This is a genomic window from Arthrobacter sp. QXT-31 (genome assembly GCF_001969265.1).
Taxonomy (GTDB): Bacteria; Actinomycetota; Actinomycetes; order Actinomycetales; family Micrococcaceae; genus Arthrobacter.
The window spans coordinates 989248-1014056 of record NZ_CP019304.1; the positions used below are offsets into that span (position 1 = coordinate 989248).

Here is a 24809-nt window from a genome sequence, read left to right on the forward strand (position 1 = left end):
GATGCGATGGATGAGGTTTTGCGCCCTGGGGAACGGGCCCCGGATCCTCGGTGTCTCCGATTGATCCGGTGAATCAATGGTGAAACCTGGCACCCATCCGTGACTTCCGTGCCAGCACTGATCTTTGCAGCGGGGGTCCCATGACAAAATGGCCGGATTAATTGACAAATATTGAAATTGTCTTCCCAACCGCTCGAAGCTCGGACTAACATCCTGCACCTGGGCATTAATCAAGGAAGATATGCCGAGAGCTGACCCTTACTTTCGGGCAAGGGTAAATGGGTGGGAATTAAGCGCGTGGCGCTTTTCCTTGCGGCAACTCATTTGCGGATTCTCCATGGAGAACCGCCTACATTCGATATTCCGGGCTGACTTTACCGCCTGTCAATTCCTGCGCGTATTGCGTCCCCTTCGGCATGCGCGCTTTCGCACCCCATCGGGATGGAATTCATGATGAAAAAGATCTTAGTTTTTGCTGCCGTTTTGCTTGGTCTTGTTGTAGGTGGAGGGCCCGTTGCCGCCGCGCCGCCGGAACCAGCCGACACAACCTTCTTCAACAATGACTGCGGCTTCCGAGTCAAGATCACCGTCACTGGCGGCTCCGGTTTCAACGAACTTCCGGGGGGAGCCGCAATCATTACTGCACCCAACCAGCGGGTTACCCTCACGAACGTCAAAACGGGAGAAAGCGTCAGCTTTGTGATTACGGGGGCAACCCACATCGATGCGAGCGATCCCGACCTTCTGGTCGTGACGTCAACGGGAAACAATGTCCTGATCGTTCCGGAAGGTCCCACTGAAGGCCTGTTCTTCACCCAAGGCACCGTAACCTTCGTGCTGGACGACAAGGGACGCCAAGTAAGCGCTTTTGAAGGCCCTGGGAAGGTGACCGATATTTGCGCATTATTGACATAACGGTCACCACATACGAACGGGTGGCTGGCATTCCTGCCAGCCACCCGCCGTCGTCCGTTGAGACAGGCAGTTCAGCGCGCCGGTGCCTCGTCCACGAACGCCACCTGGGCCACGGCCTGCTGGTAAAGCTTGAGGGCGTCCTCCACTGCGAGGCTGCCGAAGCTTAGGGACAGCTGGAGGCCTTCCAGCTGGGCATTCGCGCTCTCGGCGGCGCTGACCTTCTCGCCCAAGGCACGGGAGTTCGCGAAGTTCGTGGCCAGCGCCGCGGCGACGGAGTAAATTACGGCAGCCAGGCAAAGGAACCGCCACACCACGGACTCCTCCTCCAGCCGGAAGATGCCCTGGATGGCCTGAGTGAATCCGGTCCCGCCAACGGCCGGACCTGCCGTGAGCATCGCGGCCAGGGCACTGCCCACGATGCTGATGTTGGAGAGCCTGTTCCGGCGCGGCCGCTCACGTCCCAGATACACGCGGATGGCCTGCTGCTTCTGGTCGATGCGGTTGGACAGCCGTTGGCGGGTATCCGCGGATTCGTCCATGGTCGGCTACAGCCTTTCTCCCCCGGTCGACGCTTTGGGTTTCAGGATCCCACCGCCCCGAAATCCGGTCCAGAGCGGAAGAAGTGCGGGACGGTGAGGCTGAGCCTGCGCAAACCTCGCCGGGCACGCCGGAACGCACCCAGGACGCTGGAAATTTCCGGCGGGCCCGCAGGCCTCCCGCGAATTCGTGGGAGGCAGGGGCGGACTCGGGCGGCAGAACCCGGCCGCCGCCAGGCAATCCAAGCAAGACAGACCTGTCTCCCTGTCCGGGGCAGGCGGGCTTGTGTACCTTATTTCCACGGGACTGCAATGGCGCATCCCGGCGGGCTGGGGAGCGGATGAGAGGCGACGAAGATGGCAAAGACGACCGGAGCGGCACCAAAACTTGCCAAGGCATTGGCCATCGTTCTCGGCACCGGGGACGCGGGCACCGGGCACCCGGATAAGAGGGGGCCTGGCACCGAGCAGATTCCGGTCCGGCTGCGGGCCTGGGACGGCTCCGAAGCAGGCCCTGCTGACGCGCCGCTGATCGAGTTCACGTCGCGAAGGGCGCTGCGGCGGATCCTCTGGTCGGCGGGACAGCTGGGACTGAGCCGGGCGTATGTCGCCGGCGAGATCAGCGCGCACGGCGACATCTTCGCCGTCTTCGCGGCACTCAGCTCCGCCGGCAAGTTCGCCGAGCCCGGCCCCTTCACTCCGCTGACACCACGGGAGCTGTGGACGCTGCTAAAGACCGGTGTCCGGCTGGGGGCGCTGGGGCCCAACCCCGCTCCCCCACCGGAGGAGGCCAAGGTCGAGAAGCACGGGAGGCGGCACTCCAGGAAGCGGGACGCCGCAGCCATCTCGCACCATTACGACGTCGGCAACGACTTTTACCGGCTGGTCCTGGGCCCGTCGCTGGTCTACTCATGCGCCGTCTGGTCCGACGAGGGCACGGGCCTGGAAGGGGCCCAGGAGGCGAAGCTCGACCTGATCTGCCGGAAACTCGGGCTGAAGCCGGGCCAGCGTGTGCTCGACGTGGGCTGCGGATGGGGAAGCTTCGCCCTGCACGCGGCTGAGCGCTACGGGGCGAACGTCGTCGGCGTCACACTATCCACGGAGCAGGCGGACCTAGCCCGGAAGCGTGTGGCCGAGGCCGGGCTGACCGAGCGCGTGGACATCCGCGTCCAGGACTACCGAGATGTGAACGACGGCCCCTTCGACGCGATCAGCTCCATGGGCATGTCCGAGCACGTCGGCCGCGAGCAGCTCCCCCGGTATGTCTCGCAACTCCATGGCCTGCTGCGTCCCGGCGGGCGGCTGCTCAACCACTCCATCTCCTGGAACGCCGGACCCACCGAGGATGACCCCGACTCGTTCATTCCCCGTTACGTCTTCCCCGACGGCGAGATGCTCAGTCTGGGGACGGTGGTCACGGGCTTGGAGGACGGCGGCTTCGAAGTGCTCGACGTCGAGGCCCTCCGCCGGCACTACGCCCTGACCCTGCGGGCCTGGGTCAGGAACCTCGAGGACCAGTGGGACGAAGCAGTCCGGCTCACCTCCGAAGGACGGGCCCGGATCTGGCGGCTGTACATGGCGGCCAGCGCGCTCGGCTTCGAGAACGGGCTGACCGGCGTGAACCAGGTCCTCGTGCAGAAGTCCGGCGGTGAGGAACCGCAGCTGCGGCTGAGGAACTGGGCCGGCTGAGCCTAAACCAGGAAATCCACACACAAGGAGCAAGGACAATGGCTAACATTCTGATGGTCGTCTCGGCGGCCGACTCGCTGACCATGAAGGATGGCAGCCAGCATCCCACCGGATTCTGGGCCGAGGAGCTGGTGGTGGCGCACCGGACCCTTCAGCAGGCGGGACATTCAGTGGATTTCGCCACTCCTGGCGGGGTCAAACCCACGGTGGACAAGCTGAGCCTGCAGGCCGAGACGGTGGGCAGTGAGGAACGGGCGGAGGACTTCCGCACCTATCTGGACATGATCGAGGTGGACCTTTTCGCGCCATTGGTGCTGGCCGACGTCGACATGTCCGCCTACGACGCCGTCGTCCTGCCTGGCGGGCACGGCCCCATGGCCGACCTCTTCCAGGACAAGGACCTCGGCCGGATCCTCGTGGAGGCCAACGGCGCCGGCAAGATCATCGCACCCTTCTGCCACGGCCCGGCGGCCCTGCTCAGCGCCACGGCCGACGACGGTGCGTTCGCCTTCGCGGGCCGCAAGCTCACGGTCTTCACCAACTCGGAGGAAATGACCGGCGGCACCGGGGAAAACACGCCGTGGTTCGTGGAGACGGCACTGCGAGGAAAGGACGCCAACGTGGAGACCGGCCCGGACTGGGCCAGCCACGTGGTGCGCGAGGGCAACCTGATCAGCGGCCAGAACCCGCAGTCCAGCGAGGACGTGGCCAAGGAGGTCATCAAGGCGCTCGCCGAATAATCAGAACGCCTGATTGGGCCTCGCATAAGCACTCTTCCTACTGGCTAGGTCGCTTGTGCGAGGCGTCTTCGTGCCGAACCGACAGCGCGTCGGCGGCGTAGAGCATTTTGCGGCCCATGGCGTCATCGGGCCAGACCCAGACAACAGAACCATCCGGCATGAGGTCATCGATGACCCCGGACCCGGCGGTTCCCTCTGTTTCAAAAAGGACGCGGTCACCCACGCTGTAGCTAGGCGGCTTGGCCGCACCACGCTTGGCCCGGCTGCCACGTGCAAGGGGGGTGGAAGATGCAACTGACATAGTGGGAACGCCTTTCTCTGCTTGCTTCGGAAGGTGTCTGCGTCGATGACGAAGCGGTAGCCGACTGCTCCGCAGGTGCCCTTTTGGACGCTCAAAACGGCGCTTGCGGAGCAATCGATGGGTTGTTTGGTGGAGAGGACTCAAGAAGCGGTGACGAATCCGAGGGACTTGTCCACGACGTTCTGCAGCGGATCGGCGTTGCAGTACCGTCGCAGGTTGTCGACGAAGAGTTTGCCGAGGTCATCGAGGTAATCTTCGGTGTCGCCGCTCATGTGAGGTGTGATGATGACGTTGTCCATGCCCCAGAGTGCATGTCCTTCGGGCAGGGGTTCGGGGTGCACGACGTCCAGGGCGGCGCCGGCGATGGAGCCGGCGGCGAGTGCTTCGGTCAGGGCGTTTGTGTGGACGAGCTCCCCGCGCCCGACGTTGACCAGGTGCGCGGACGGCTTCATGGCGGCCAGGACCGCGGCACTAACCAGGCCCCTGGTCTCGTTTGTCAGGGGCGCAGCCAAGACCAGGAAGTCGTATTCACCCACGATCCGGGACAGGTCGCGGGAGGAGTGGATCTGCCCAAAGTCGGCGTCGCCTGCGCGGGCAGCGCGGCCGGCCCCGTCCACCTTCATGCCAACGGCGCTGAAGAGCCGGGCGATCTCCCGGCCGATGGATCCGGTGCCGACCACCAGCGCGCCCAGACCCTGGATCTTGCGGGTGACCCGGTGCTGCCAGCGCTCTTGCTGCTGCAGCCGGAACGAACCGTGGGCGTCCTTGGCCAGATCCAGCACAAAGCCGAGAGCGAACTCGGCGATGGACCGGCTCAGGACGCCGCGGGAGTTCGTGTAGGTGATGTCACTGCGGATCAGTTCATCAAAGAGCAACTGGCTGACGCCGGCGGCGGAAACATGAACCCATTTCAGGGTTGCCGCCGCGCCCCAGTTCTCCTTCAGGGCCGGTGAGAAGGAGTGCCACTGGTACAGCACATCCGCGCCGTCCAGCGCCTCCGCCAAGCCGTCGGCCTTGGTCAGCCGGACCTCCGCCAGTTCCTCGATTTCGGCCAGGCGGGGCGGCAGCGCCTCCCGGTAAAGGGCGGCAACAACCGGACGCCTGCCCTGCCGAACAGCGGTCATGGCGCAGCAGTCCCGAAGACGGCCGCCCCGTCCGGCGCCAAAGCCGCCCCGTCCGGCGCCAGGGCCGGCCCGTCCGGTGCGGCCACCCTGTGCAGCGGGGCAAGCGCGTCGATGGCGGTGAGTACGGCGGCCGTGAATTCCGACGTCGATGAGGTTCCGCCGACGTCGCGGGTTCCGTGCCCGTTCCGGAGGGCCGACTCGAACGCTGCCTGCAGGTGGGCTGCCGCCTGGGGGTGGCCGAGGTGTTCGAGCATCATGGCCCCGGACCAGATCTGGCCGACCGGATTGGCCAAACCCTTGCCGGCGATGTCCGGAGCAGAGCCGTGGACCGGTTCGAAAAGGGACGGGAAGTCACCTTCCGGATTCAGGTTGGCACTCGGCGCGAGCCCGATCGAGCCGGTCACGGAACTGCCCAGATCGGAGAGGATGTCCCCGAGCAGGTTGGAGGCTACGATCACGTCCAGGGTCCACGGTTTGAGGACCATGTGCGCGGCGAGGGCGTCCACGAGCTCATGCGTGACGCTGACGCCGGGATAGTCCTTGACGGTCTCCTCCACAACCTCGTCCCAGAACGGCATAGTGTGGATGATGCCGTTGCTCTTCGTCGCCGATGTCAGCTTCCCCGACCGCGACGAGGCGAGGGACGCCGCGAAACGGGCGGCGCGGGAGACGCCGAGCCGGGTGAAGATGGTTTCCTGCACCGCGCTCTCGTGCGGCAGCCCGCGGTACATCCGCCCGCCGACCTCTGAGTATTCGCCCTCGTTGTTCTCCCGAACGATCAGGAGGTCGATCGGGTTCTCCGCCGCAAGAGGTGACGCGACGCCGTCGAGCGTTTTGACCGGGCGGAGGTTGATGTACTGCTGGAATTCACGCCGGATCGGGATCAGCAGCCCCCACAGGGACTCCGTGTCCGGAACCTCCGGGGACCCGACGGCGCCCAGGAAGATGGCGTCGTGCCTTGCGAGCTGTTCCAGCCCGTCAACCGGCATCATCCTCCCGTTACTGAGGTAATAGTCGGAGCCCCAATCAAAGGACGTGAACTCCAGGCTCAGCGAATGGAGGTCCGCGATCCGCTCCAGGCAGGCGATGGCGGCCGGGACGACCTCCTTGCCGATGCCGTCTCCAGCGATGACTGCGATGCTGTGCCTACTCATGAGGTCCCCGCCAGACGGCCGAGGCTTTGCCAGCGTGGCTGCTCTCCAAGGTTGATGATGGTGTTCTTCGGTTCGGTCATTTCATGGACGGCGTAGCGGACGCCTTCGCGGCCGACGCCGGATTTTTTGAAACCGCCGAAGGGCATGGAGTCGATGCGGACGTCGCTGGTCTCGTTGATCACCACGGCGCCCACGTGCAGCTGCTCGGCGATGGTCAGGGCCCGGTCAATGGACTGGGTGAAGACGCCTGCCTGGAGACCGTAGGCTGTGTCGTTGGCCTCATGGATGGCGTCGGCGATCTCGATGAACGGAATGATGGTAACCACCGGCCCGAAGACTTCCTCCCTGATCACCTTGCATTCCGAGGGCACGTCGGTCAGCACGGTCGGCTCATAGAAGGTGCCGCGTCGCCGCCCGCCGGCCTGGACCCGGGCCCCGGCTGCCTTTGCCTCCTCCACCCATTCCTCGACACGTTTGGCTTCGTCTTCGGAAATCAGCGGACCGACGTCGGTGCTGCGATCAAGCTTGGGTCCCGTTGTGAGGGACTTGGTGCCCACCGTCACCTGTGCCAGGATCTCCTCGAACAGCGAGGTGTGGACGTAGACGCGCTGCACGGAAAGGCAGTTCTGTCCCGCCACTCCGAACGCTCCGGCAACGATCGCCTTCGCGGCCGCATCGGCATCGGCGTCGGGGCAGACGATCGTGGCATTGTTGCCGCCCAGCTCCGAGAGGATCTTCTTGGACCCGGCAGCGGCGGCGATGCGTTCCGCCGTCGCCGGGCCGCCCGTGAAGGAGATCAGGTCCACCTGCTGGTCGGTGACGAGCGCCCGGGAGACACCGGGACCGGTGACGATCGCGGCGAGGCGTCCCGACGGGACGCCGGCCTCGAGCAGCAGCTGGACGAGGGCCAGCCCGGTCAGCGGGGTCCGGGTGGAGGGTTTAAGTACGACGCCGTTGCCTCCGATGAGGGCCGGGCCCAGCTTGTGTGCCACCAGATTCAGCGGATCGTTAAACGGCGTGATTGCCGCGACGATGCCCACCGGTTTCCGGCTGTACCAGCCGATCTTGTTCCCGCCGGCCATGCTGTCTTCAAACCCGAGGGTCTCCCCCGCCAGCTCGCTCGATGCCGCTGCGGACAGCCGGAGGGTCTCCACGCACCGGCTTACCTCTCGCTCGGCTTCGGTGATGGTCTTGCTGCTTTCGGCGGCGATGATGTTGGCGAAGTACGCAGCCCGCTCCGTCAGCAGCAGCGCCGCGTTTTCCAGCGCCTCCCGGCGGGACCGCAACGGCCAGTCCTGGATCCGGAGGTGCCGATGAATGTGGGCGATGGCCCGGCGCACATCCTGCGGAGTAGACGTGCAGACCCGCCCCAACAGCAGGCCGTCCTGAGGATCCCGGACCTCCACGGTCAGGTCAGCGGTTTGCCACTGCCCTTCCATGAAGGCTCCCCCGGGGAGTTTGGCGATTTGTGCCCGGCTGTACCCTGTTTCCGGGCATGCGTCAGCGAGGGGCGTCGATAGCGACATGTGATCCCTTGTCTAGATGAGTCGGCTAGGTGATTCGGCTGGTGCTTCGTTCGCCGGTCTACTTGACCCGGTCGATGATCTTGGCTGCTGCGCCGATGAAGGGCAGGAACCACGGCGGGCCGAAGTGGCCCGGCACGGGCGGGTTCTTCAGGTCACCCCACACGTTGGCGGACTTGTCTCCGCCCATGTAGTGCGCCATCCGCTTGCCCATGTGCGCGGCCATCTGGACCCCGTGGCCGCTGTAGTTGAGCGAGTAGAAGAGCCCGTCGTGCTCGCCGGCGTGGACCATCTGGTCCATCGACAGGTCCACGAGCCCGCCCCAGATGTAGTCCACCCGGGCCTTGTCGAGGTAGGGAAACAGCTCGAGCATGGCCTTGCGCAGGATCTCGGCGCTCTTGACGTCGGAGTCCGGGCTCGAGAGTGCGAACCGGGCCCGGCCGCCGAAGAGGAGCCGGTTGTCCGGAGTGATCCGGAAGTAGTAGGTCAGCATTTTGCTGTCCGAGGCCATCCGCCGGTTCGGCAGGATGCGGTTCACGACGTCCTCGGGCAGCGGCTCGGTGACGATGATAAAGCTGCCCACGGGGATCACGCGGCGCTGCATCCACGGGGTGACGCTGCCGGTGTAGCCGCTCGTCGCGACCAGGACCTGCTTGGCCCGGGTGATCCCGCGGGTGGTGTGCACGTCGTGCACCGTGCCGTTGATGCGCTTGAGCTCGGTCACGCCCGCGTCCTCGCAGACCACCGCGCCGGCACCGACGGCCGCCCCCGCCAGACCGTGGGAGAACTTGCCCACGTGCAGGCCCGCGCCGAGCGGGTCCATCATCGCGCCCTTATAGAAGTCCGTGCCGATCTCGGAGTGGATCTCGGACTTCGGGATCAACGTGACGTGGTGGTCCACAAGCTTGGCCAGGAGCTCCTGGGACTTCCGGAAGCCGTCGTTGTGGGACTCATGGAAGGCCAGGGATAGCTTGCCGAAGCGCTTGAAGTCGCAGTCAATCGCGTAGTCGTGGACGATCTTCTCGATACTCTCGATCGCGTCGTTGTACTCGCGGAAGTATTCCACCGCGCGGGCCTCACCGTAGCGCTTGACCGCGGTGCTGAAGCCGATGGCCAGGCCGGTGGTGGCCATGCCGCCGTTGCGGCCGGACGCGCCCCAGCCGACGGTGTGGCGTTCGAAGACCGCAACGCTCGCGCCCTGCTTCGCGAACTCGAGCGCGGCGGAGAGGCCGGTGAAGCCGGCGCCGATGATCGCGACGTCGACGTTCTCCGGCACGGGGGTGCGCCGGTAGTCACCGGAGGGCTCGGCTGTGTCCAGCCAATAGGGAACGAGTTTCATGGTGTGACCTTTCGCCTCGACGTCGGTTTAGAGACCGAGGTGCTTGTTGATCTCGTCCAGGGACTTGGCAACGTTGAGGTCGTAGCCCGGGCCAATGGGGTCGTAGCCACGGTCCAGCACCCAGAGGTTCCGGAAGCCCATGTCGTGCATCGGGTGCATGTCGTAGCGTGTGTGCGAGGAGATGTGCAGGAAGTCCTCCGGCTTGGCATTGAGGGTGTCCAGCATGTACTCGAACGCCTGGTAGCGCGGCTTGTAGGCCTGGGCCTGCTCAGCCGTGTATACGGCGTGGAAGTCTGCACCGAGCTTCGGGATGCTGATGTCCAGGAAGCTGGTGTCGGCGTTGGACAGGGCCACCAGCTTGTAGTTGTCGCCCATCAGTTTCAGCGGAGCCGGCACGTCCTCGTGGGCGACCCAGCCGCGTACAGCCTCAGCAAACTCTGCGCCGGCACCGGGGGTCGGTCCAATTCCCCAGCGCTTGCACACGCGGTCAAAGGAGTCCTGAAGGATCGCCTCGTATGGCTTGTAGTCGCCAAGGACCTCATCGAACCGGTACCCGCGGAACTGCTTCTTGAACGTGGGCCACTGCTCCTCAGAGATACGCCCATCCAACAGACGGCGGGTCGTGGGATCAATGTCGAAGTTGATAAGCGTGCCGTAAACATCAAAAGAGATGTACTTCGGCCGGGAGTTGGTCTCTGCCATGATTCGTCCGTTTCTTGAAGTTGTGTGGGGGCCCGGATGCGAGCCTCATTGCGGTTCCAGGGCAAGTTCAGAGCGAGTTGGACTCTTCCCCGTGGCAGGGGACTCCGCCACCCGATACATCGACTCTAGGACCGAAAATTGTAAATTGTCAACAGTTTGGCGGCCCCCCTTCAGGTCTCGTTAAGCCACCATTTTTCTTTTCGTCAATTGTTGACAATCCTGTTCTGAGGCGGTTGCATTGGCTTAGATGCGGAGGAGATCCGGATCACAACCCCGCATGAAGCACACCACGTCGGGCGCCGGCCCGGCGTCCACGCAAGGGATATCGGGCAGCCGGTCCTGCGATATATGCACTCCGTTCTGGCCGATCCAACTCAGCCGGAACCATCCGAAGGGAAGCACCATGAAGACCAGAAACAAAGTCCAGACCGCAGCCGCAGGGCTCGCCGTCGTATTGGCATTGAGCGCCTGTGGCGGCTCGGCCACTGGGGGCACAGCTACGGGAGATTCCAGGACCTCGAACACTGCCGACATCTCCGAGGGCGTCCAGCCTGACGCGGCAGCGGTCAAACTGTTGCCGCAGTCGTACAAGGACAAGGGCGAGCTGACGGTCGCGATGGACCTCCACTACCCGCCCACGACGTTCCTCGCGGAGGACAACACCACCCCGATTGGCCTGAACCCGGATGTTGCCCGGCTTGTTGCCAAGAAGCTGGACCTGAAGCTGAAGTTCGTTGACACGAAGTTCGACACGATCGTCCCAGGCCTGGACGGCGGGCGTTTCGACTTCACCGCCACCACGATGTCCAAGACCGAGGAGCGGCTGCAGGTGCTGGACATGATCGATTATTTCCGGGCCGGCAACTCCGTGGCCGCTGCCGCCGGGAACCCGCAGAACCTCACCGTAGAGACCCTGTGCGGAAAGAACATCGCCGTGACCCAGGGCTCCACCGGGCAGCTCAAGCGCCTCCCGGCCCTCAACGAGCAGACCTGCACCTCCAAGGGACAGCCGGCGATCAACGCCGTGACACTGCCCAACGTCCAGGAGGCCCTGACCCAGCTGCACTCCAAGCGGATCGACGGCGTGCTGTATGACACGACCTCACTGGGTTGGGCTGAGAAGCAGCAGCCAGGTTCCTTCACCATCCTTGGCCGGGTCAATGTCGGTTCGAACGACGTGACCGCGATCGGTGTGAAGAAGGGCTCGGCGCTAACTCCGGCGCTGCAGGCAGCTGTCCAGTCCGTCCTGAAGACCCCGGAGTACAAGGAGTCCCTGGAGACCTGGGGCCTGGAGTCCGGGGCCATCACCGACGCCAAGCTGAACTAGCGGGAGGCCTTGATGGTTACAGCTACTAGAAAAGGAAGTGAAGCAGCGATGGGTAGCATCGATGCAGCCCTGAAGCCGCGGCTTCAGCTTCGGACTCCCGCCGAGTACGCCGGGTGGGTCCTGAGCATCCTTGTCGGCATCGGGATCCTGACCTCGGTCCTGACCAACCCCAACTTCAGGTGGGACATCGTCGGGAAGTACTTCTTCGCTGAGTCGATCCTGCGCGGGCTGATGCTCACGATCTTCCTCACGGTCGCGAGCATGGCCCTGGGCACCCTGCTCGGGCTGGCCCTGGCGGTCATGCGCTCCTCGCGCGTGAAGCCGGTTGCCATCGCGGCCGGTATCTACATCACCTTGTTCCGCGGCACCCCGGTGCTGGTGCAGCTGATTTTCTGGTTCAACATCTCCGCCCTGTACCCGAACCTGACCATCGGCATCCCGTTCACCAACATCGGGACTGCGGTGGACACGAACGCGATCATGGGCCCCATCACAGCAGCCCTGGTTGGCCTGACGCTGAACGAGGCCGCTTATATGGCCGAAATCATCCGAGGCGGTTTCTCGGCCGTGGGCAAGGGCCAGATCGAGGCCGCGGACTCGCTCGGGATGAGCGCGGGCATGAAGATGCGCAAGGTCATCATTCCCCAGGCGATGCCCTCGATCATCCCGGCTACCGGTAACCAGGTCATCGGCATGTTCAAGGGAACCTCCCTCGTCAGCGTCCTGGGCGTCGCGGAACTGCTGCAAAGTGCGCAGCTGATCTACGCCCGCACCTACGAGACCATTCCGCTGCTGATCGTCGCCAGCCTCTGGTACCTGGTGATGACCCTGCTGCTGAGCTACCCGCAGTCCAAGCTCGAGCAAAAATACTCCCGCGCAACCTCCAGGCTTCCCCGCAAAGCCAAGGCCGTTACGCTGACAGACACGGAAGGTATAGCCCGATGAGCACCGACGGAACTATTGTCGCCCGCAAAATCCGCAAGTCCTTCGGACCCAAAACAGTCCTGAAAGACATCGACCTGGACATCGCCAGCGGCGAGATCTGCTGCATCATCGGCCCCTCCGGTTCCGGCAAATCCACGATCCTGCGCTGCATCAACGGCCTGGAGACCGTCGACTCCGGAGTCCTGAAGGTCAACGGTGAAGACTTCGGCTACTACGAAACCGACACCGCCTATCACGCCCTGCCGCCCAAGAAACTCGCCGCCCAGCGCACCCGGGTCGGCATGGTCTTCCAGCAGTTCAACCTCTTCCCCAACATGACCGCCGAGGAAAACGTCATGTCCGGGCCCGTGCTGGTCAAAGGCGCCGACAAGAAAGCCTCCGCGAAACGGGCACACGAACTGCTCGCCAGTGTGGGCCTTGCCGGGTTCGGGGACTACTACCCCGCCCAGCTCTCCGGCGGACAGCAGCAGCGCGTCGCGATCGCCCGGTCCCTGGCCATGGACCCCGAGATCATGCTCTTCGACGAACCCACCTCCGCCCTGGACCCGGAAAAAGTCGGCGAAGTCCTCATGGTCATGCAGGACCTGGCCAAGAAGGGCATGACCATGGTCGTGGTCACCCACGAAATGGGCTTCGCCCGCGAAGTCTCAGACTCCCTGATCTTCATGGACGACGGCTACGTAGTTGAACGCGGCGACGCCCGGGAAGTCCTGCGCAATCCAAAGGAAGCCCGCACCAAGGCCTTCCTGGACAAGGTGCTCTAAACATGGACGGAGAACTCGCCGTCATCGGCCTCGGCAGCATCGGAAGCATGGCCCTCTGGCAAGCCTCCCGCCTCACCGACTCGGTCACCGGCTTCGAAGCAGCAACCCCCGCCCACGGCCGCAGCGCCGTAGGCGGAGACACCCGCCTGTTCCGCATGCTCTACCGCGGCAACCCCGACTACTACCTCATCCTGGAACGCTCCCGTGCCCTCTGGGCCGAACTCGAAGCCGAAACCGGCCAGAACATCCTCACCCGCTGCGGGGGACTGTCCATCGGAACGAACAACGGCCCCTACCTCTCCGCGCTGCTCGACACCACCCGCGCCACCGGCGCCGAGCACCAAATCCTTACCCGCGAAGACATGGCAGAGCGCTACCCCCAGCACAACCTCCGCGATGACGACATCGCCGTCTACGATCCCCACGCCGGGGCCCTGCGCACCGAACGAGCCGTCACCGCCGCTGTCACCGCCGCGCAGGCGAACGGGGCAACCATTCACACCAACACCCCCATTGACAGCATCGAGGAAACCAACGACGGCGTCCTCATCACCTCCGGCAGCAGATCCTGGACGTTTGAGAACGTCATCGTTTCCTCCGGCGGCTGGTCCCAGCGCCTCATGCCCGACTACCTGAAAACCGCAACTCAAACCAAACGGATCTTCCTGACCTGGTTCCTCGCAAAAAACCCGGCCGAGTTCTCACCCGACCGATTCCCCATCTTCATCCGGATTTCAGGCGACCGCTCCATGTATGGTGCGCCCGCCGTTGACGGCGCAACTGTCAAGGCAACCCTGGACGGACGCGGCAAACCCACACCCTCCGCCGACTCCGTCCTCCGGGACCTCACCCCCGGGGAGATCACAGAAACCACCGAAACCGTCACCGAGTTCTTCCCCGGCCTGCACCCCACCATTGTCCGCACAGACGCCTTCCCCGACCTGTTCACGAAGGACGGAAACCCCCTCCTTGGCCGATTCAGCGAAGTCAGCAGGATCTACTGCGCCACCGGCTTCTCTGGAGGCGGCTTCAAGAATGCCACTGGCTACGGGGAAATAGCCGCGCACGAGGCCTTGGGCAAACGGCCCTTTGAAGGCCTGGATTTCGTAAGGCCCCGACGGTACAGGACCAACTGACGCCGACAGTTAGAAGCTGGCTGCGATCGCACTGATCGCATATTGTTGACAATTTACAGTTCCTAAGAAAGTATGAAGCCATGGCAACTCTCAGCCCCCTCCTCAAGCAGGCAACTCCGGTGGTCGTAGACCATGCTCTCGGCAGCTGGATCCACGCCACCGACGGTAAAAAGTACCTCGATTTCACCACCGGAATCGGCGTTACGAGTACGGGACACTGCCACCCCGACGTCGTAGCGGCAGCCCGCGAACAGGTGGGCAAGATTGTCCATGCCCAGTACACCACCGTGATGCACAAGCCATTGCTTGAGCTCACCGAAAGGCTGGGAGACTTCCTGCCCTCGGGGCTGGACAGCGTTTTCTACGCCACCTCCGGCTCCGAGGCAGTGGAAGCCTCCGTCCGCCTTGCGCGGATGGCCACGGGCCGGCCCAACATCATCTCCTTCCAGGGCGGCTTTCACGGCAGGACGGTGGGCGCTGCCTCCCTTACCACCGCAGGCACCAAATTCCGGTCCGGCTTCTCCCCCCTCATGGGCGGGGTGCACATCGCGCCCTTCCCGCATTCGTACCGGTACGGCTGGGACGAGGAAACAGCAGTCAACTTCGCACTGAAGGAACTGGACCACCTCTTCCTCAGCATCAGCAGCCCAGCAGACACTGCCGGCTTCATCATCGAACCCGTCCTCGGCGACGGCGGCTACATCCCCACTCCCCCGGCGTTCCTGCAGGGCCTGCGGGAACGGGCTGACCGGCACGGCATCGTGCTCATCGTGGACGAAGTCCAGGCTGGCGTGGGCCGCACCGGAAAGTTCTGGGGACACGACTGGGCAGGGATTCGCCCCGACGTCGTCATTACCGCCAAGGGCCTGGCGAGCGGTTTCCCGATCTCGGCCATTGCCGCCTCGGCGGAACTGATGGGCAAGGCCTGGCCCGGCTCCCAGGGCGGCACCTACGGCGGAAACGCCGTCGCCGCCGCGGCCGGCGTGGCGACCCTCGGCGTCATTGAACGCGAAAACCTGGTGGAGAACGCCCTGCTCCGCGGCGATGAGCTGCGCACCGGGCTGGAAGGCCTCAAGGCAGACTTTGCGGGAATCGGAAACGTCCGCGGCCGCGGCCTCATGCAAGGCATCGAATTCACCACGGCGGACAACGTCCCTGATGCCGCTACCGCCCTGGCCGTCCAGCAGGAAGCCATCAAGGAAGAGCTCCTCCTGCTCACCTGCGGGCCGCACGGCAACGTCATCCGCATCATCCCGCCCCTCAACGTCAGCAGCGACGAGATCCAGGCAGGGCTGACCAGGTTCACCCAGGCGCTGAAGACGGCCACCTCCTAATCCCCCTACGATCCTTGAAAGCGTGACATGAGCTCTTCATTTGACCCCACTGGCCTCCACACCGAGCTGTTCATTGACGGCGCCTGGCAGAACGCCGCCGGCGGCGCCACTTTCCCTGTAGAAAACCCGGCCACCCATGAAATCATCGCCCACGTGGCCGACGGCGGGTCCGAAGACGCAGCCCGGGCCATCGAGGCCGCAGGCCGCGCCCAGGCAGAATGGGCGAAGTCCACACCCCGGGCACGGGCCGACGTCCTGCGCCGCGCCTTTGAGCTGGTTATTGCCAACACCGACCGTCTCGCAGCGATCATGACGGCTGAGATGGGCAAGCCTTTGGCGGAGGCGAAGGGCGAAGTGGCTTACGGCGCAGAAATGCTCCGCTGGTTCTCAGAAGAAGCCGTCCGCATCGGCGGAGATCAGGCTACCTCCGTTGACGGCAAAAACAGGATCATGATCACCAAGGAACCGGTCGGCCCGTGCGTACTGGTCACCCCGTGGAACTTCCCGCTGGCCATGGGTGCCCGCAAAATCGCCCCGGCCATTGCCGCGGGCTGCACCATGGTCTTCAAGCCTGCCGAGCTGACACCGCTGACGTCCCTTGCCCTGGTTGAAATCTTCAGGGAGGCAGGACTGCCCGACGGCGTCCTGAACGTCGTGACCACCTCCAGCGCCTCCACAGTTGTCGGACACTGGATGAGCAGCGGCATTGCACGGAAGGTGAGCTTTACCGGCTCCACCGAGGTCGGCAAGATCCTGCTGCGCCAGGCGGCCGAGAACGTCATGCGCTCCTCCATGGAACTGGGTGGAAACGCCCCGTTCATCGTCCTGGCCGATGCGGACATTGAAAAAGCCGTGGACGGCGCCATGAAGGCCAAGATGCGCAACATGGGCGAGGCCTGCACCGCTGCGAACCGCTTCTTCGTGCACCGCTCCGTCATCGAGGAATTCAGCGAGAAGTTCGCCAAGAGGATCTCCGAACTGCAAGTGGGCAACGGCGCACTGGAGGGAACCGACGTCGGACCCCTCATCGAACAGAAGGGCTTGGACAAGGTTGAGAACCTGGTCAGCGATGCGGTCGCCAAGGGCGCGCGCATCCTGACAGGCGGCAGCCGCCCGGAGGGTCCGGGATACTTCTACACCCCCACCGTCCTGACCGACGTGCCCCTGGACGCAGATATGATGACTACTGAGATTTTCGGTCCGGTCGCGGGCATTACGCCCTTCGACAGCGAGGACGAAGTGCTGCGCCTCGCCAACGACACCGAATGGGGCCTGGTGGGCTACGTCTTTACAGAGAGCATGGAAAAGGCCCTGCGCTTCTCCGCAGACCTGGAAGTAGGCATGGTCGGACTGAACACCGGCCTGGTCTCCAATCCTGCAGCACCCTTCGGGGGCGTCAAGCAGTCCGGCCTGGGACGCGAAGGCGGCAAGATTGGCATCGATGAATTCCTGGAAACGAAGTACACAGCAGTAGCGGTCTAGAGGGCCTTTAGGCCGAAGAATGAAATGAGGGGGATGTCAATGGCGGCACCAGAAGGACTGTTTGTCCTGGAAGGAAGACCGACGGCGCAGCTGATCGCCGATCAGCTGCGGGAACAGATCGTCCAGGGGACCTTCCGTCCCGGACAGCAGATCAATGAGTCTGCAGTGGCCGCCCAGTTGCGGACGTCCAGGGGCCCGCTCAGGGAAGCGCTGCAGCGCCTGTGCCAGGAGGGTCTCCTGGTCAGCCACCGTAACCGGGGGGTCTTCGTCCTGGAGCTGTCGACCGCCGACGTCGAAGAGATCTACGCCGTCCGGGAGGCGGTGGAACTGGCCGCCTCCAGCACCTTGTTGGAAGCCGGGCAGGACCAGATCAACGACACCTGCCGGGTGCTCAAGGAAATCGTCAGGGACATGGCGAAGCACGTTGCCGCGTCCGACTGGCAGGCGATTGCACGGTTGGACATGCAATTCCACACCACCTTTGTTGCAGGAACGGGCAATACCCGGCTGATCCGTATATACGAGACCCTCGCGGCCGAATCCAGGATGTGCATACTCAACCTGGAAGTCTCCTACCCCCGCCTGGACGTGCTGGTCCAGGAACATCAGGAACTTCTGGACCTGCTCCAGGCAGGAGACAGAGAAGGATTGCAGCAGGCCGTCAAACGTCACCTGCAAAAAGCGGTTGAGGATCTCACCGTCACAAGGCAAGACGGGGAAATCACCCTCTAGGGTGCTTCCCCGAGCAGGATCCGTAGCGCGGAGGTGGCCTGTTCCCGTGGAGCCGGCCACCTCTGCGTTTCCCACAAAAAGTTTTTGTAAATTGTCGATGATCTGCGATCCGTCGTGGTTGCATTATTGAGTAGGAAGCAATAGCCCAAAAACCCCCCCAACAGCACCCCGCCCCGGGAAGTACCGATGAAAAGCAGAAGCAACCTCCAGCAAGTCGTTGCAGTGTTGGCCATTCTCTTTGCACTCGGGGGGTGCGGCATCGGCGGAAGCGGCGATCCGGCACAGGAGGGCTCGAGCAGGTCAAATACGGCTGACATCTCGGAGGGAGTCCAGCCCGACGAGTCAGCGGTCAAGCTGCTGCCGCAGTCCTACAAGGACCGGGGCGAACTGACGGTCGCGATGGACCTGCATTATCCCCCGACGACGTTCCTGGCTGAGGACAACACCACCCCCATCGGCCTCAACCCGGACATGGCACGGCTGATTGCCAAGAAGCTTGGACTGAAGCTGAAGTTCGAGAACACCTCTTTCGACACCATCATTCCCGGCCTTGACGGCGGCCGCTACGACTTCACCGCCACCACAATGTCCCCCACCCCTGAGCGCTTGAAGGTGCTGGACATGATCGATTACTTCAACGGAGGCGTTTCGGTTGCCGTTGCGCACGGCAACCCGCTGAACATCAGCAATGACGATATGTGCGGCAGGAACATTGCGGTCACCAAGGGCTCCAATGCGCAGCTGAAGCATCTGCCGAACGTCTCCGAATGGACCTGCACTTCCAAGGGCAAGCCTGCCATCAACGGCGTCACCCTGCCCAACGTCCAGGAAGCCCTCACGCAGCTGACCTCGAAGCGCATCGATGGTGTCTTCTATGACACCCCGGCGCTGGCCTGGGCAGCCAAGCAGCAGCCGAACACTTTCACGATCCTGACGCCACAGATGGATACGCGCTCCGATCACGTGGCTGCCATCGGCCTAAAGAAGGGATCACCACTGACGCCGGCCCTGCAGAAGGCCGTCCAGTCCGTTCTGGACAGTCCCGAATACAAGCAGTCGCTCGCCAATTGGGGCCTCGAGGCAGGCGCCATCACGGAAGCAAAGCTCAACTAGGGGACACACCGTGCTGAAATTCAATGGCCACGGAAGTAATACCAAAACGACGCCGGTGGACCCAGCCCTCAAGCCGAGGCTCCGTCGGCGAAGCGCGTTTGAGTACGCCGCCTGGGTCGCATGCGGTCTCCTGGCCGTGGGCATTCTCTTTTCCGTAACGACCAACCCCAACTTCAAGTGGGGGGTGGTGGCCCGGTACTTCACCCACGAAACCATCATCCGCGGCTTGCTGCTGACCATCTTCCTCACCATTGCCAGCATGGTTTTCGGGACACTGCTGGGCCTGGCCTTGGCGATCATGAGGTCCTCCAGCATCAAACCGATTGCCGCCACCGCGGGCGCTTACATCACCTTGTTTCGCGGGACACCCGTTCTGGTGCAGCTCATCTTCTGGTTCAACATCGCCGCTTTGTACCCGAACCTCACCATCGGAATCCCGTTCACCGACATCGGCACCGCTATAGACATCAACGCGCTGATGGCACCCATCACGGCTGCCCTCATCGGCCTGAGCCTTAACGAGGCCGCCTATATGGCCGAAATCATCCGCGGCGGGTTCACTGCCGTCGGCAAGGGCCAGATCGAAGCCGCCGACTCGCTGGGAATGAGCCGCGCAACGAAAATGCGCAAGGTCATCATTCCGCAGGCCATGCCCTCGATTATCCCGGCCACCGGCAACCAGGTCATCGGCATGTTCAAGGAAACCTCCCTCGTCAGCGTGCTCGGCGTCGCCGAACTGCTCCAAAGCGCCCAGCTCATCTACGCCCGCACCTACGAGACCATCCCGCTGCTGATCGTCGCCAGCCTCTGGTACCTCGTGATGACCCTCCTGCTGAGCTACCCGCAGTCCCTTCTGGAGAAAAGGTACTCCCGCTCTTCCGCAACGCTTCCCCGTAAAGCGAAGAAGGTTGTGCTCACGCAACCGGAAGGCATTGCCCGATGAGCAGTGCACGGGCCAGCTATTGTCTGGAACATACGTAAAACGGCCACGCAGCGAAATGAGGAGATGTCAATGGCGGCACCGGAAGGATTGTTTGTCCTGGAGGGAAGGCCCACGGCGCAGCTGATCGCCGATCAGCTGCGGGAACTCATCGTCCAGGGCACCTTCCGCCAGGGACAGCAGATCAATGAGTCCGCAGTGGCCAGCCAGCTCCGCACGTCCAGGGGCCCGCTGCGGGAAGCGCTGCAGCGTTTAAGCCAGGAGGGGATCCTGGTCAGCCATCGCAACCGCGGGGTTTTTGTCCTGGAGCTTTCGAGCGATGACATCAAGGAGATCTACACGGTCCGCGAGGCCGTGGAACTGGCCGCCACAGACATACTGATGGATGCCGGGCAGGAGAAGATCAGTGATACGTGCGGCGTGCTGAAGGGGATCCTCAAGGACATGGCGAAGCAGGTTGCGGCAGCCGACTGGCCGGCTATCGCACGGCTGGACATGGAATTCCACACCTCACTCGTTGCCGGTACGGGGAATTCCCGCCTCATCCGGATTTACAACACACTGGCCGCCGAATCGAGAATGTGCATTCTCAGCCTGCAGGTTTCCTATCCCAGGGTTGGCGCTCTGGTGGAGGAGCACCAGATCCTCCTGGACCTGCTGGAAGCGGGAGACAGGAAAGGGCTTCAGCGAGCCATCAAACGGCATCTGGGCCAGGCAGTTGAGGATCTCACTGCCACAACGCCTGAGCCAGCACCACCATCGGCTTGACACAGCGAGGCGCCGCCCCAATGAGGACCGTCCGGCGGGGGCAAGAGCCCGGGCAGCTCTGCCCGGGCTCTTGCCTGCCAGGAGTGGCGAGAGTTGGGGTTCCGGATTAGTCGGTCGTAGCGGGAAGATCCGCGACAACCCACATTTTGCGAAGCGTTTCGTGGATGGTCCAGTTGCCCTCCCAGCCTGCAGGCGTCACGAACAGAGAACCGGGACCGATGTCGAAGCTGGTCCCGTCCGGTTCGGTGATGGTTGCGGTCCCGCTCAGGATTTGGCAGATCTCGTCGTAGCCAGGCCTGGTGCTCTTGAACGTTCCGGGGGTTACTTCCCAGATGCCCGTCTTCAATCCGGCCCGCTCCCACAGACGCAGGGACACCTCGGTCTGGCCGGGCGTAACGGACGTTTCCTTGGATTTGTGCTCCCCCGGGTCCACGGTTGTTGCATCGCTCATGACGGTCGCCTTGACCATAGTTTCTCCTTCTCGGGCTGGGCCCTTCGTACTGTGTGCCCGCCTTGATTGGAAGAGCACCTTTCAATCCTAGCAATTGTCAACAATTGACGATAGCCTTGAAAGGAAATCTTGCATTGGGGATGGGTCGGACATAGGGGGCTGGTCCGCAGGGGGCACACTTGCTCGGCGTCAGGAACAGAAAGGCAGAAAATGCGACAAAGCCGTCGTGAGTCCCTGCGGATGGCCCTCATCGGAGCTTCCTACCAGGCCACGGAATGCTCAGCCTGATTGTGCTTATCACGGCAGCGCTTCTGACCAGCTCCTGCGCCGTCTCGCTCCCACCCCGGTCAGTTACAGGAAGAATCCGCAAGAAAAAGGTCAGAAATCTGTTGCCGTGGCGCATCGGTGCCGGAATCCTGGCACTGGGCTCGGTCCTTTTGGCGGTTCATATTCAGCAAGGGATGTTCCAGTGACTGGCCCGTCGCCGAAGAGGGCGGACATGAGCTTCAGACAAGCTACACCCCGCCCCGGAGGTCTTCTTCATGCCGCCGTGCCGTCAGTCCGGCAGCGGGGCCGGGTCCAGCAACTGGGCCAGGTGGAGCGCCGGCCTGGCGGCGTCGAGCTGGCGCACCTGCATCGCACATGAGAAGCCGTCGGCGAGAACCGGAGTGCCGCCGTCGGTATTCCTCAGCGCCGGCGCCAGAGCGTTTTCCGCCACCTTCATGCTCAGCTCATAGTGCTGCCGCTCGAAGCCAAAGTTTCCTGCCACACCGCAGCATCCTGAAGCGTCGGTCACCTCGGTGATGCCCAGCTTGGCAAGGGCAGCGCGCTGAACGTTGCCCCCGAATACTGAATATTCATGGCAATGGGTTTGCAGCACCACCCCGGATGGCAGCGGAACCGCGGGTGAAGGCTGCCATCCAGCAGATGCAAGCTCCCCGATGTGGGCGGCAAAACTGCGCACCCGGGCCGCCACCCGCCGGGCCTGCTCGGTGGGGACCAGTTCCGGGAGGTCTTTTCGCAGGGCTGCGGCGCAGCTGGGTTCGATCACGACGATCGGCCGGCCCGTGCCGTCGTCGAGCAATTCAGCCGCCTTGCCGAGCAGCTTTGCGGCGGTGTCCAGCTGGCCTGTGGAGATCCATGTCAGCCCGCAGCAGGCGTCTGCCGAACAGCTAGCGCCTTGTCCCGCCTCGGCAAGCACCCGTGCGGCCGCCCCAGCCACTTCGGGGCGGAAGCCCTTGGTGAAGGTGTCGACAAAGAGCACCACATCGCCGTCCGACCGCCTCCCCTCCCTCTTGCCAGCCAATTCAGCCTTGCCAGCAGCTCCAGTCCTGCCACGTCGTCCGGCGCCGGCTTCCACCTGCTTCCGCCAGTCCCCGGCTGCTGCGAAACGGGGAAGGCTGCGCTGGGTGGTAAGGCCGCCCAGCGCAGCTATTGCCTTGCCCAGCGGGCTGGCAAGGACAGCGTTCACGACGGGTGCCATTCGTCCTGTCACCTTCAGCCAGCGCGGCAGCCAGCCCAAGGAATAGTGCGAAAGCGGACGCAGGCGGCCGGAGTAGTAGTGGCTGAAGAACTCCGCTTTGTAGGTGGCCATGTCCACTCCGGTTGGGCAGTCACTGGAGCAAGCCTTGCAGGCGAGGCAAAGGTCCAGCGACTCCCGGACTTCCTCCGATTTCCAGCCCTCTTCGACCGTGCGGGCGCCACGGACCATCTCCTGAAGTACCCGGGCCCTTCCTCGGGTGGAATCCTTCTCATCTCCGGTCGCCCGGTAGCTCGGGCACATGACGCCGCCGGCATCGGCGCGGCACCGCCCGACGCCGATGCACCCCTGAACGGCGTGGACCCAGGGATCAAGCATGTCCTGGTGGCTGGACGGGGCGTTCTTGCCTGTGCCGCCGTGCGGCCGGAGATCGAAAGCGGTGCGCCACTCCCGCTGCGGGACACCGTCCAGCGCGAGGTGGGCGCCGATGGGATCCGGATCCGTCAAGGAACCCGGGTTGAGGATCCCGGCAGGGTCCCAGAGGCGGCGGTAGGAGCGAAAGGCAGCAAGCATCGTGGGAGAGTACATGATGGGGAGCAGGGCAGAGCGTGCGCGCCCGTCACCGTGTTCCCCGGAGAGGGATCCTCCGTGGCGGACCACCAGTTCCGCGGCTGCGCGCGAGAATGATTCGAAGACGGTGCGGCCCGCCTCGGTGCGAAGGTCGTACGTAATGCGGATGTGCATGCAGCCTGCTCCGAAGTGGCCATACATGATTCCCGTGAGCTTGTACCTGGCCAGCAAGTCCTTCAGATCGGAGAGATAGTCGGGCAGATTCTTTGGGGCGACGGCGGAGTCCTCCCAGCCCGGCCAGGATTCACCTCCGCCGGCCAGCCGGGCAGACAACCCGGCGCCGTCTTCGCGCACGCGCCACAGTGAGGCGCGTTCCACAGGGTTGGGCACCGCTCGGCCCTCCACCAGCCGTCCGTTATTGCGCAGGGTGGCCAGGAGCCGGTCCGCCTCGGCGGCCACGACGGCCGGATCGTCGCCGTCGAGGTCGACATACAGCCAGGCCTTTCCTTCCGGGAGGCCCTGCACCGAATCCTCGCCGCGCCTGAAACGCATGGTTTCAACGATCGCCTCATCGATGCCCTCGACGGCGGCAGGCGAGAACCGGAGGATCTCCTCAATATCCCGGGCGGCCTCTACGACGTCGCGGTAGCCCAGGCATACCAGGAGGGAACTGGCAGGCTTGGGGACCAGCTTCATGCGCGCCCCCACAATGACCGCGCAGGTGCCTTCGGAGCCTGCGAGCGCGCGGGCCACGTCGAAGCCCTTCTCCGGAAGGAGGTTCGCCAGATGGTAGCCCGAGACCTGGCGCTGGATGCGTCCCAGTTCGGTACGGAACTCGGCCAGGTGCCCGTGCGCCAGATCCTTAAGACCCGCGTTGAGGGATTCTGCCCGCTCGGCGGAGGCCCGGTCTTCGGGATCGGTAGCGCGGAGTCCGGTGGCAGTGGCTGTCAGCCGGGCGCCGTCGGAGGTGACTATATCCAACTCGGCCAAATGGTCCGAGGTCCTGCCATAGCGCACTGAATGGTTTCCGCAGGCATCATTGCCCACCGAGCCGCCCACTGTTGCCCGGTTCTTCGATGACGGGTCGGGCGCGAAGGTCAGCCGCTGATCCGTAAATTTTTCGACCGTGCGGGACAGCACGGACAGGACTACGCCAGGTTCGACGTCCGCAATCCCCGCTTGTTCGTCAATCGCCAGGATGCTGGCCATATGGCGGGAAAAGTCGATGACCAGGCCGGGGCCCACAGCGTTGCCTGCCATGGACGTCCCTCCGCCGCGGGGAACCACGGGCGTACCGGTCTCGCGGCAGGCGTCCATGGCGGCAACGACGTCGGAAACGCCCCGGGGGTACATCACTGCCACCGGAGGCACACGGTAATTGGAGGCGTCATATGAATATTCAGCAAGCCGGCGCGGGGAAGTCTCTACGGGGATTCCTGCTTCCATGAGGCGTCCTACCAGGACCGGCGTCCCGGTCACCTGCGAGGCCATGGCCGAGGGGTTGCTTCCGGTCACGTCGATGCTCCTATCGGTATGGGCCGGTCGTCCTGGTGCTCCGGACCGCCGACGTTGTGGTTCCAGTCGCCACAACTAGGGAAGCCTAAGCGCTGCGCTAAAAATCGTCAACAATTTACACTCATCCCCTGCGTGGTCTGCGTTTAGCGGAGACCTGGCAGGTCACCATGCGCTCTGGAATCCGACGGCAAGCAAGAGTAGCGTCGACAGGAACATAACGATGCCCAAC

At 63.8% G+C, this 24809-nt stretch carries 22 protein-coding genes; 13 read left to right on the plus strand and 9 right to left on the minus strand.

All coding sequences use genetic code 11. The annotated features are described in order from the left end of the window. Positions 1-450: 450 nt before the first annotated feature. Entirely contained in the window at positions 451-915 is a 465-nt protein-coding gene (locus BWQ92_RS04500; protein ID WP_157365098.1) for a hypothetical protein, read from the plus strand. A gap of 71 nt (positions 916-986) precedes the next feature. Here the strand turns inward: BWQ92_RS04500 and BWQ92_RS04505 are convergent, their stop codons facing one another. Further along, positions 987-1454 (minus strand): hypothetical protein, encoded by a 468-nt coding sequence (locus tag BWQ92_RS04505; protein WP_076798479.1) that lies wholly within the window; start codon positions 1452-1454, stop codon positions 987-989. A gap of 354 nt (positions 1455-1808) precedes the next feature. On the opposite strand from BWQ92_RS04505, the gene BWQ92_RS04510 reads away from it, so the two are divergent. Together BWQ92_RS04510 and BWQ92_RS04515 are read left to right on the plus strand one after the other, a co-directional pair. Next, positions 1809-3140 (plus strand): SAM-dependent methyltransferase, encoded by a 1332-nt coding sequence (locus BWQ92_RS04510; protein ID WP_076798480.1) that lies wholly within the window; start codon positions 1809-1811, stop codon positions 3138-3140. 38 nt (positions 3141-3178) lie between these two features. Further along, a complete protein-coding gene (locus BWQ92_RS04515) occupies positions 3179-3880 on the plus strand; it encodes a type 1 glutamine amidotransferase domain-containing protein (protein WP_076798481.1) in 702 nt (233 codons plus the stop codon). A gap of 37 nt (positions 3881-3917) precedes the next feature. Here BWQ92_RS04515 and BWQ92_RS04520 read toward each other — a convergent pair whose 3' ends face one another. The 6 genes from BWQ92_RS04520 to BWQ92_RS04545 form a co-directional block, all read right to left on the minus strand. Beyond that, positions 3918-4181: a hypothetical protein gene (locus tag BWQ92_RS04520; RefSeq protein WP_076798482.1), complete on the minus strand. Its 264-nt coding sequence runs from the start codon at positions 4179-4181 to the stop codon at positions 3918-3920. A gap of 140 nt (positions 4182-4321) precedes the next feature. Continuing rightward, positions 4322-5305: a D-2-hydroxyacid dehydrogenase gene (locus BWQ92_RS04525; RefSeq protein WP_076798483.1), complete on the minus strand. Its 984-nt coding sequence runs from the start codon at positions 5303-5305 to the stop codon at positions 4322-4324. Then, positions 5302-6459 (minus strand): tartrate dehydrogenase, encoded by a 1158-nt coding sequence (locus BWQ92_RS04530; protein WP_076798484.1) that lies wholly within the window; start codon positions 6457-6459, stop codon positions 5302-5304. The genes BWQ92_RS04525 and BWQ92_RS04530 overlap by 4 nt, the downstream gene beginning before the upstream one ends. Then, positions 6456-7898, minus strand: a complete 1443-nt coding sequence (locus BWQ92_RS04535) for an aldehyde dehydrogenase family protein (RefSeq protein WP_236783099.1) — start codon at positions 7896-7898, stop codon at positions 6456-6458. The genes BWQ92_RS04530 and BWQ92_RS04535 overlap by 4 nt, the downstream gene beginning before the upstream one ends. 145 nt (positions 7899-8043) lie before the next feature. Next, entirely contained in the window at positions 8044-9321 is a 1278-nt protein-coding gene (locus tag BWQ92_RS04540) for an NAD(P)/FAD-dependent oxidoreductase (RefSeq protein ID WP_076798486.1), read from the minus strand. A 27-nt stretch (positions 9322-9348) separates the two neighbouring features. Beyond that, positions 9349-10023 carry a haloacid dehalogenase type II gene (locus BWQ92_RS04545; RefSeq protein ID WP_076798487.1) on the minus strand — a complete coding sequence of 225 codons (675 nt, stop codon included), beginning with the start codon at positions 10021-10023 and terminating at the stop codon, positions 9349-9351. Between the two features lie 403 nt (positions 10024-10426). On the opposite strand from BWQ92_RS04545, the gene BWQ92_RS04550 reads away from it, so the two are divergent. The 10 genes from BWQ92_RS04550 (at position 10427) to BWQ92_RS04595 (ending at position 20564) form a co-directional block, all read left to right on the plus strand. After that, positions 10427-11350: an ABC transporter substrate-binding protein gene (locus BWQ92_RS04550; RefSeq protein ID WP_076798488.1), complete on the plus strand. Its 924-nt coding sequence runs from the start codon at positions 10427-10429 to the stop codon at positions 11348-11350. A gap of 48 nt (positions 11351-11398) precedes the next feature. Then, positions 11399-12295 carry an amino acid ABC transporter permease gene (locus BWQ92_RS04555; protein WP_076798489.1) on the plus strand — a complete coding sequence of 299 codons (897 nt, stop codon included), beginning with the start codon at positions 11399-11401 and terminating at the stop codon, positions 12293-12295. Further along, positions 12292-13059, plus strand: a complete 768-nt coding sequence (locus BWQ92_RS04560; protein ID WP_076798490.1) for an amino acid ABC transporter ATP-binding protein — start codon at positions 12292-12294, stop codon at positions 13057-13059. Before BWQ92_RS04555 ends, BWQ92_RS04560 begins: the two co-directional genes overlap by 4 nt. Positions 13060-13061: 2 nt before the next feature. Beyond that, positions 13062-14195 (plus strand): FAD-dependent oxidoreductase, encoded by a 1134-nt coding sequence (locus tag BWQ92_RS04565; RefSeq protein WP_076798491.1) that lies wholly within the window; start codon positions 13062-13064, stop codon positions 14193-14195. Positions 14196-14275: 80 nt separating this feature from the next. Further along, a complete protein-coding gene (locus BWQ92_RS04570) occupies positions 14276-15529 on the plus strand; it encodes an aspartate aminotransferase family protein (protein WP_076798492.1) in 1254 nt (417 codons plus the stop codon). Between the two features lie 27 nt (positions 15530-15556). After that, positions 15557-17011, plus strand: coding sequence for an NAD-dependent succinate-semialdehyde dehydrogenase (locus tag BWQ92_RS04575; RefSeq protein WP_076798493.1), 1455 nt, complete (start codon positions 15557-15559; stop codon positions 17009-17011). 39 nt (positions 17012-17050) lie between these two features. Further along, the gene (locus BWQ92_RS04580; protein ID WP_076803507.1) at positions 17051-17743 is read left to right on the plus strand and encodes a GntR family transcriptional regulator; all 693 of its coding nucleotides are present in this window, start codon (positions 17051-17053) and stop codon (positions 17741-17743) included. Positions 17744-17929: 186 nt separating this feature from the next. Beyond that, on the plus strand, positions 17930-18856 hold the full coding sequence (locus BWQ92_RS04585) for an ABC transporter substrate-binding protein (protein WP_076798494.1): 927 nt from the start codon (positions 17930-17932) through the stop codon (positions 18854-18856). Between the two features lie 55 nt (positions 18857-18911). Further along, entirely contained in the window at positions 18912-19799 is an 888-nt protein-coding gene (locus BWQ92_RS04590; protein WP_076798495.1) for an amino acid ABC transporter permease, read from the plus strand. A gap of 69 nt (positions 19800-19868) precedes the next feature. Further along, complete coding sequence (locus BWQ92_RS04595) at positions 19869-20564, plus strand: GntR family transcriptional regulator (RefSeq protein ID WP_076798496.1); 696 nt, start codon at positions 19869-19871, stop codon at positions 20562-20564. Positions 20565-20670: 106 nt separating this feature from the next. Here the strand turns inward: BWQ92_RS04595 and BWQ92_RS04600 are convergent, their stop codons facing one another. Beyond that, on the minus strand, positions 20671-21015 hold the full coding sequence (locus BWQ92_RS04600; RefSeq protein WP_236783100.1) for a cupin domain-containing protein: 345 nt from the start codon (positions 21013-21015) through the stop codon (positions 20671-20673). A 556-nt stretch (positions 21016-21571) separates the two neighbouring features. Next, on the minus strand, positions 21572-24556 hold the full coding sequence (locus tag BWQ92_RS04605; protein ID WP_076803508.1) for an FAD-binding and (Fe-S)-binding domain-containing protein: 2985 nt from the start codon (positions 24554-24556) through the stop codon (positions 21572-21574). Between the last annotated feature and the right edge of the window lie 253 nt (positions 24557-24809).

Coding starts and splice junctions, on each gene's coding strand:
- BWQ92_RS04500 (WP_157365098.1), top strand. CDS start 451: ATGATGAAAAAGATCTTAGTTTTTGCTGCCGTTTTGCTTGGTCTTGTT.
- BWQ92_RS04540 (WP_076798486.1), bottom strand. CDS start 9,321: ATGAAACTCGTTCCCTATTGGCTGGACACAGCCGAGCCCTCCGGTGAC.
- BWQ92_RS04530 (WP_076798484.1), bottom strand. CDS start 6,459: ATGAGTAGGCACAGCATCGCAGTCATCGCTGGAGACGGCATCGGCAAG.
- BWQ92_RS04575 (WP_076798493.1), top strand. CDS start 15,557: ATGAGCTCTTCATTTGACCCCACTGGCCTCCACACCGAGCTGTTCATT.
- BWQ92_RS04520 (WP_076798482.1), bottom strand. CDS start 4,181: ATGTCAGTTGCATCTTCCACCCCCCTTGCACGTGGCAGCCGGGCCAAG.
- BWQ92_RS04525 (WP_076798483.1), bottom strand. CDS start 5,305: ATGACCGCTGTTCGGCAGGGCAGGCGTCCGGTTGTTGCCGCCCTTTAC.
- BWQ92_RS04505 (WP_076798479.1), bottom strand. CDS start 1,454: ATGGACGAATCCGCGGATACCCGCCAACGGCTGTCCAACCGCATCGAC.
- BWQ92_RS04605 (WP_076803508.1), bottom strand. CDS start 24,556: ATGGCCTCGCAGGTGACCGGGACGCCGGTCCTGGTAGGACGCCTCATG.
- BWQ92_RS04560 (WP_076798490.1), top strand. CDS start 12,292: ATGAGCACCGACGGAACTATTGTCGCCCGCAAAATCCGCAAGTCCTTC.
- BWQ92_RS04570 (WP_076798492.1), top strand. CDS start 14,276: ATGGCAACTCTCAGCCCCCTCCTCAAGCAGGCAACTCCGGTGGTCGTA.
- BWQ92_RS04585 (WP_076798494.1), top strand. CDS start 17,930: ATGAAAAGCAGAAGCAACCTCCAGCAAGTCGTTGCAGTGTTGGCCATT.
- BWQ92_RS04555 (WP_076798489.1), top strand. CDS start 11,399: ATGGGTAGCATCGATGCAGCCCTGAAGCCGCGGCTTCAGCTTCGGACT.
- BWQ92_RS04565 (WP_076798491.1), top strand. CDS start 13,062: ATGGACGGAGAACTCGCCGTCATCGGCCTCGGCAGCATCGGAAGCATG.
- BWQ92_RS04595 (WP_076798496.1), top strand. CDS start 19,869: ATGGCGGCACCGGAAGGATTGTTTGTCCTGGAGGGAAGGCCCACGGCG.
- BWQ92_RS04535 (WP_236783099.1), bottom strand. CDS start 7,898: ATGGAAGGGCAGTGGCAAACCGCTGACCTGACCGTGGAGGTCCGGGAT.
- BWQ92_RS04600 (WP_236783100.1), bottom strand. CDS start 21,015: ATGAGCGATGCAACAACCGTGGACCCGGGGGAGCACAAATCCAAGGAA.
- BWQ92_RS04545 (WP_076798487.1), bottom strand. CDS start 10,023: ATGGCAGAGACCAACTCCCGGCCGAAGTACATCTCTTTTGATGTTTAC.
- BWQ92_RS04580 (WP_076803507.1), top strand. CDS start 17,051: ATGGCGGCACCAGAAGGACTGTTTGTCCTGGAAGGAAGACCGACGGCG.
- BWQ92_RS04515 (WP_076798481.1), top strand. CDS start 3,179: ATGGCTAACATTCTGATGGTCGTCTCGGCGGCCGACTCGCTGACCATG.
- BWQ92_RS04550 (WP_076798488.1), top strand. CDS start 10,427: ATGAAGACCAGAAACAAAGTCCAGACCGCAGCCGCAGGGCTCGCCGTC.
- BWQ92_RS04510 (WP_076798480.1), top strand. CDS start 1,809: ATGGCAAAGACGACCGGAGCGGCACCAAAACTTGCCAAGGCATTGGCC.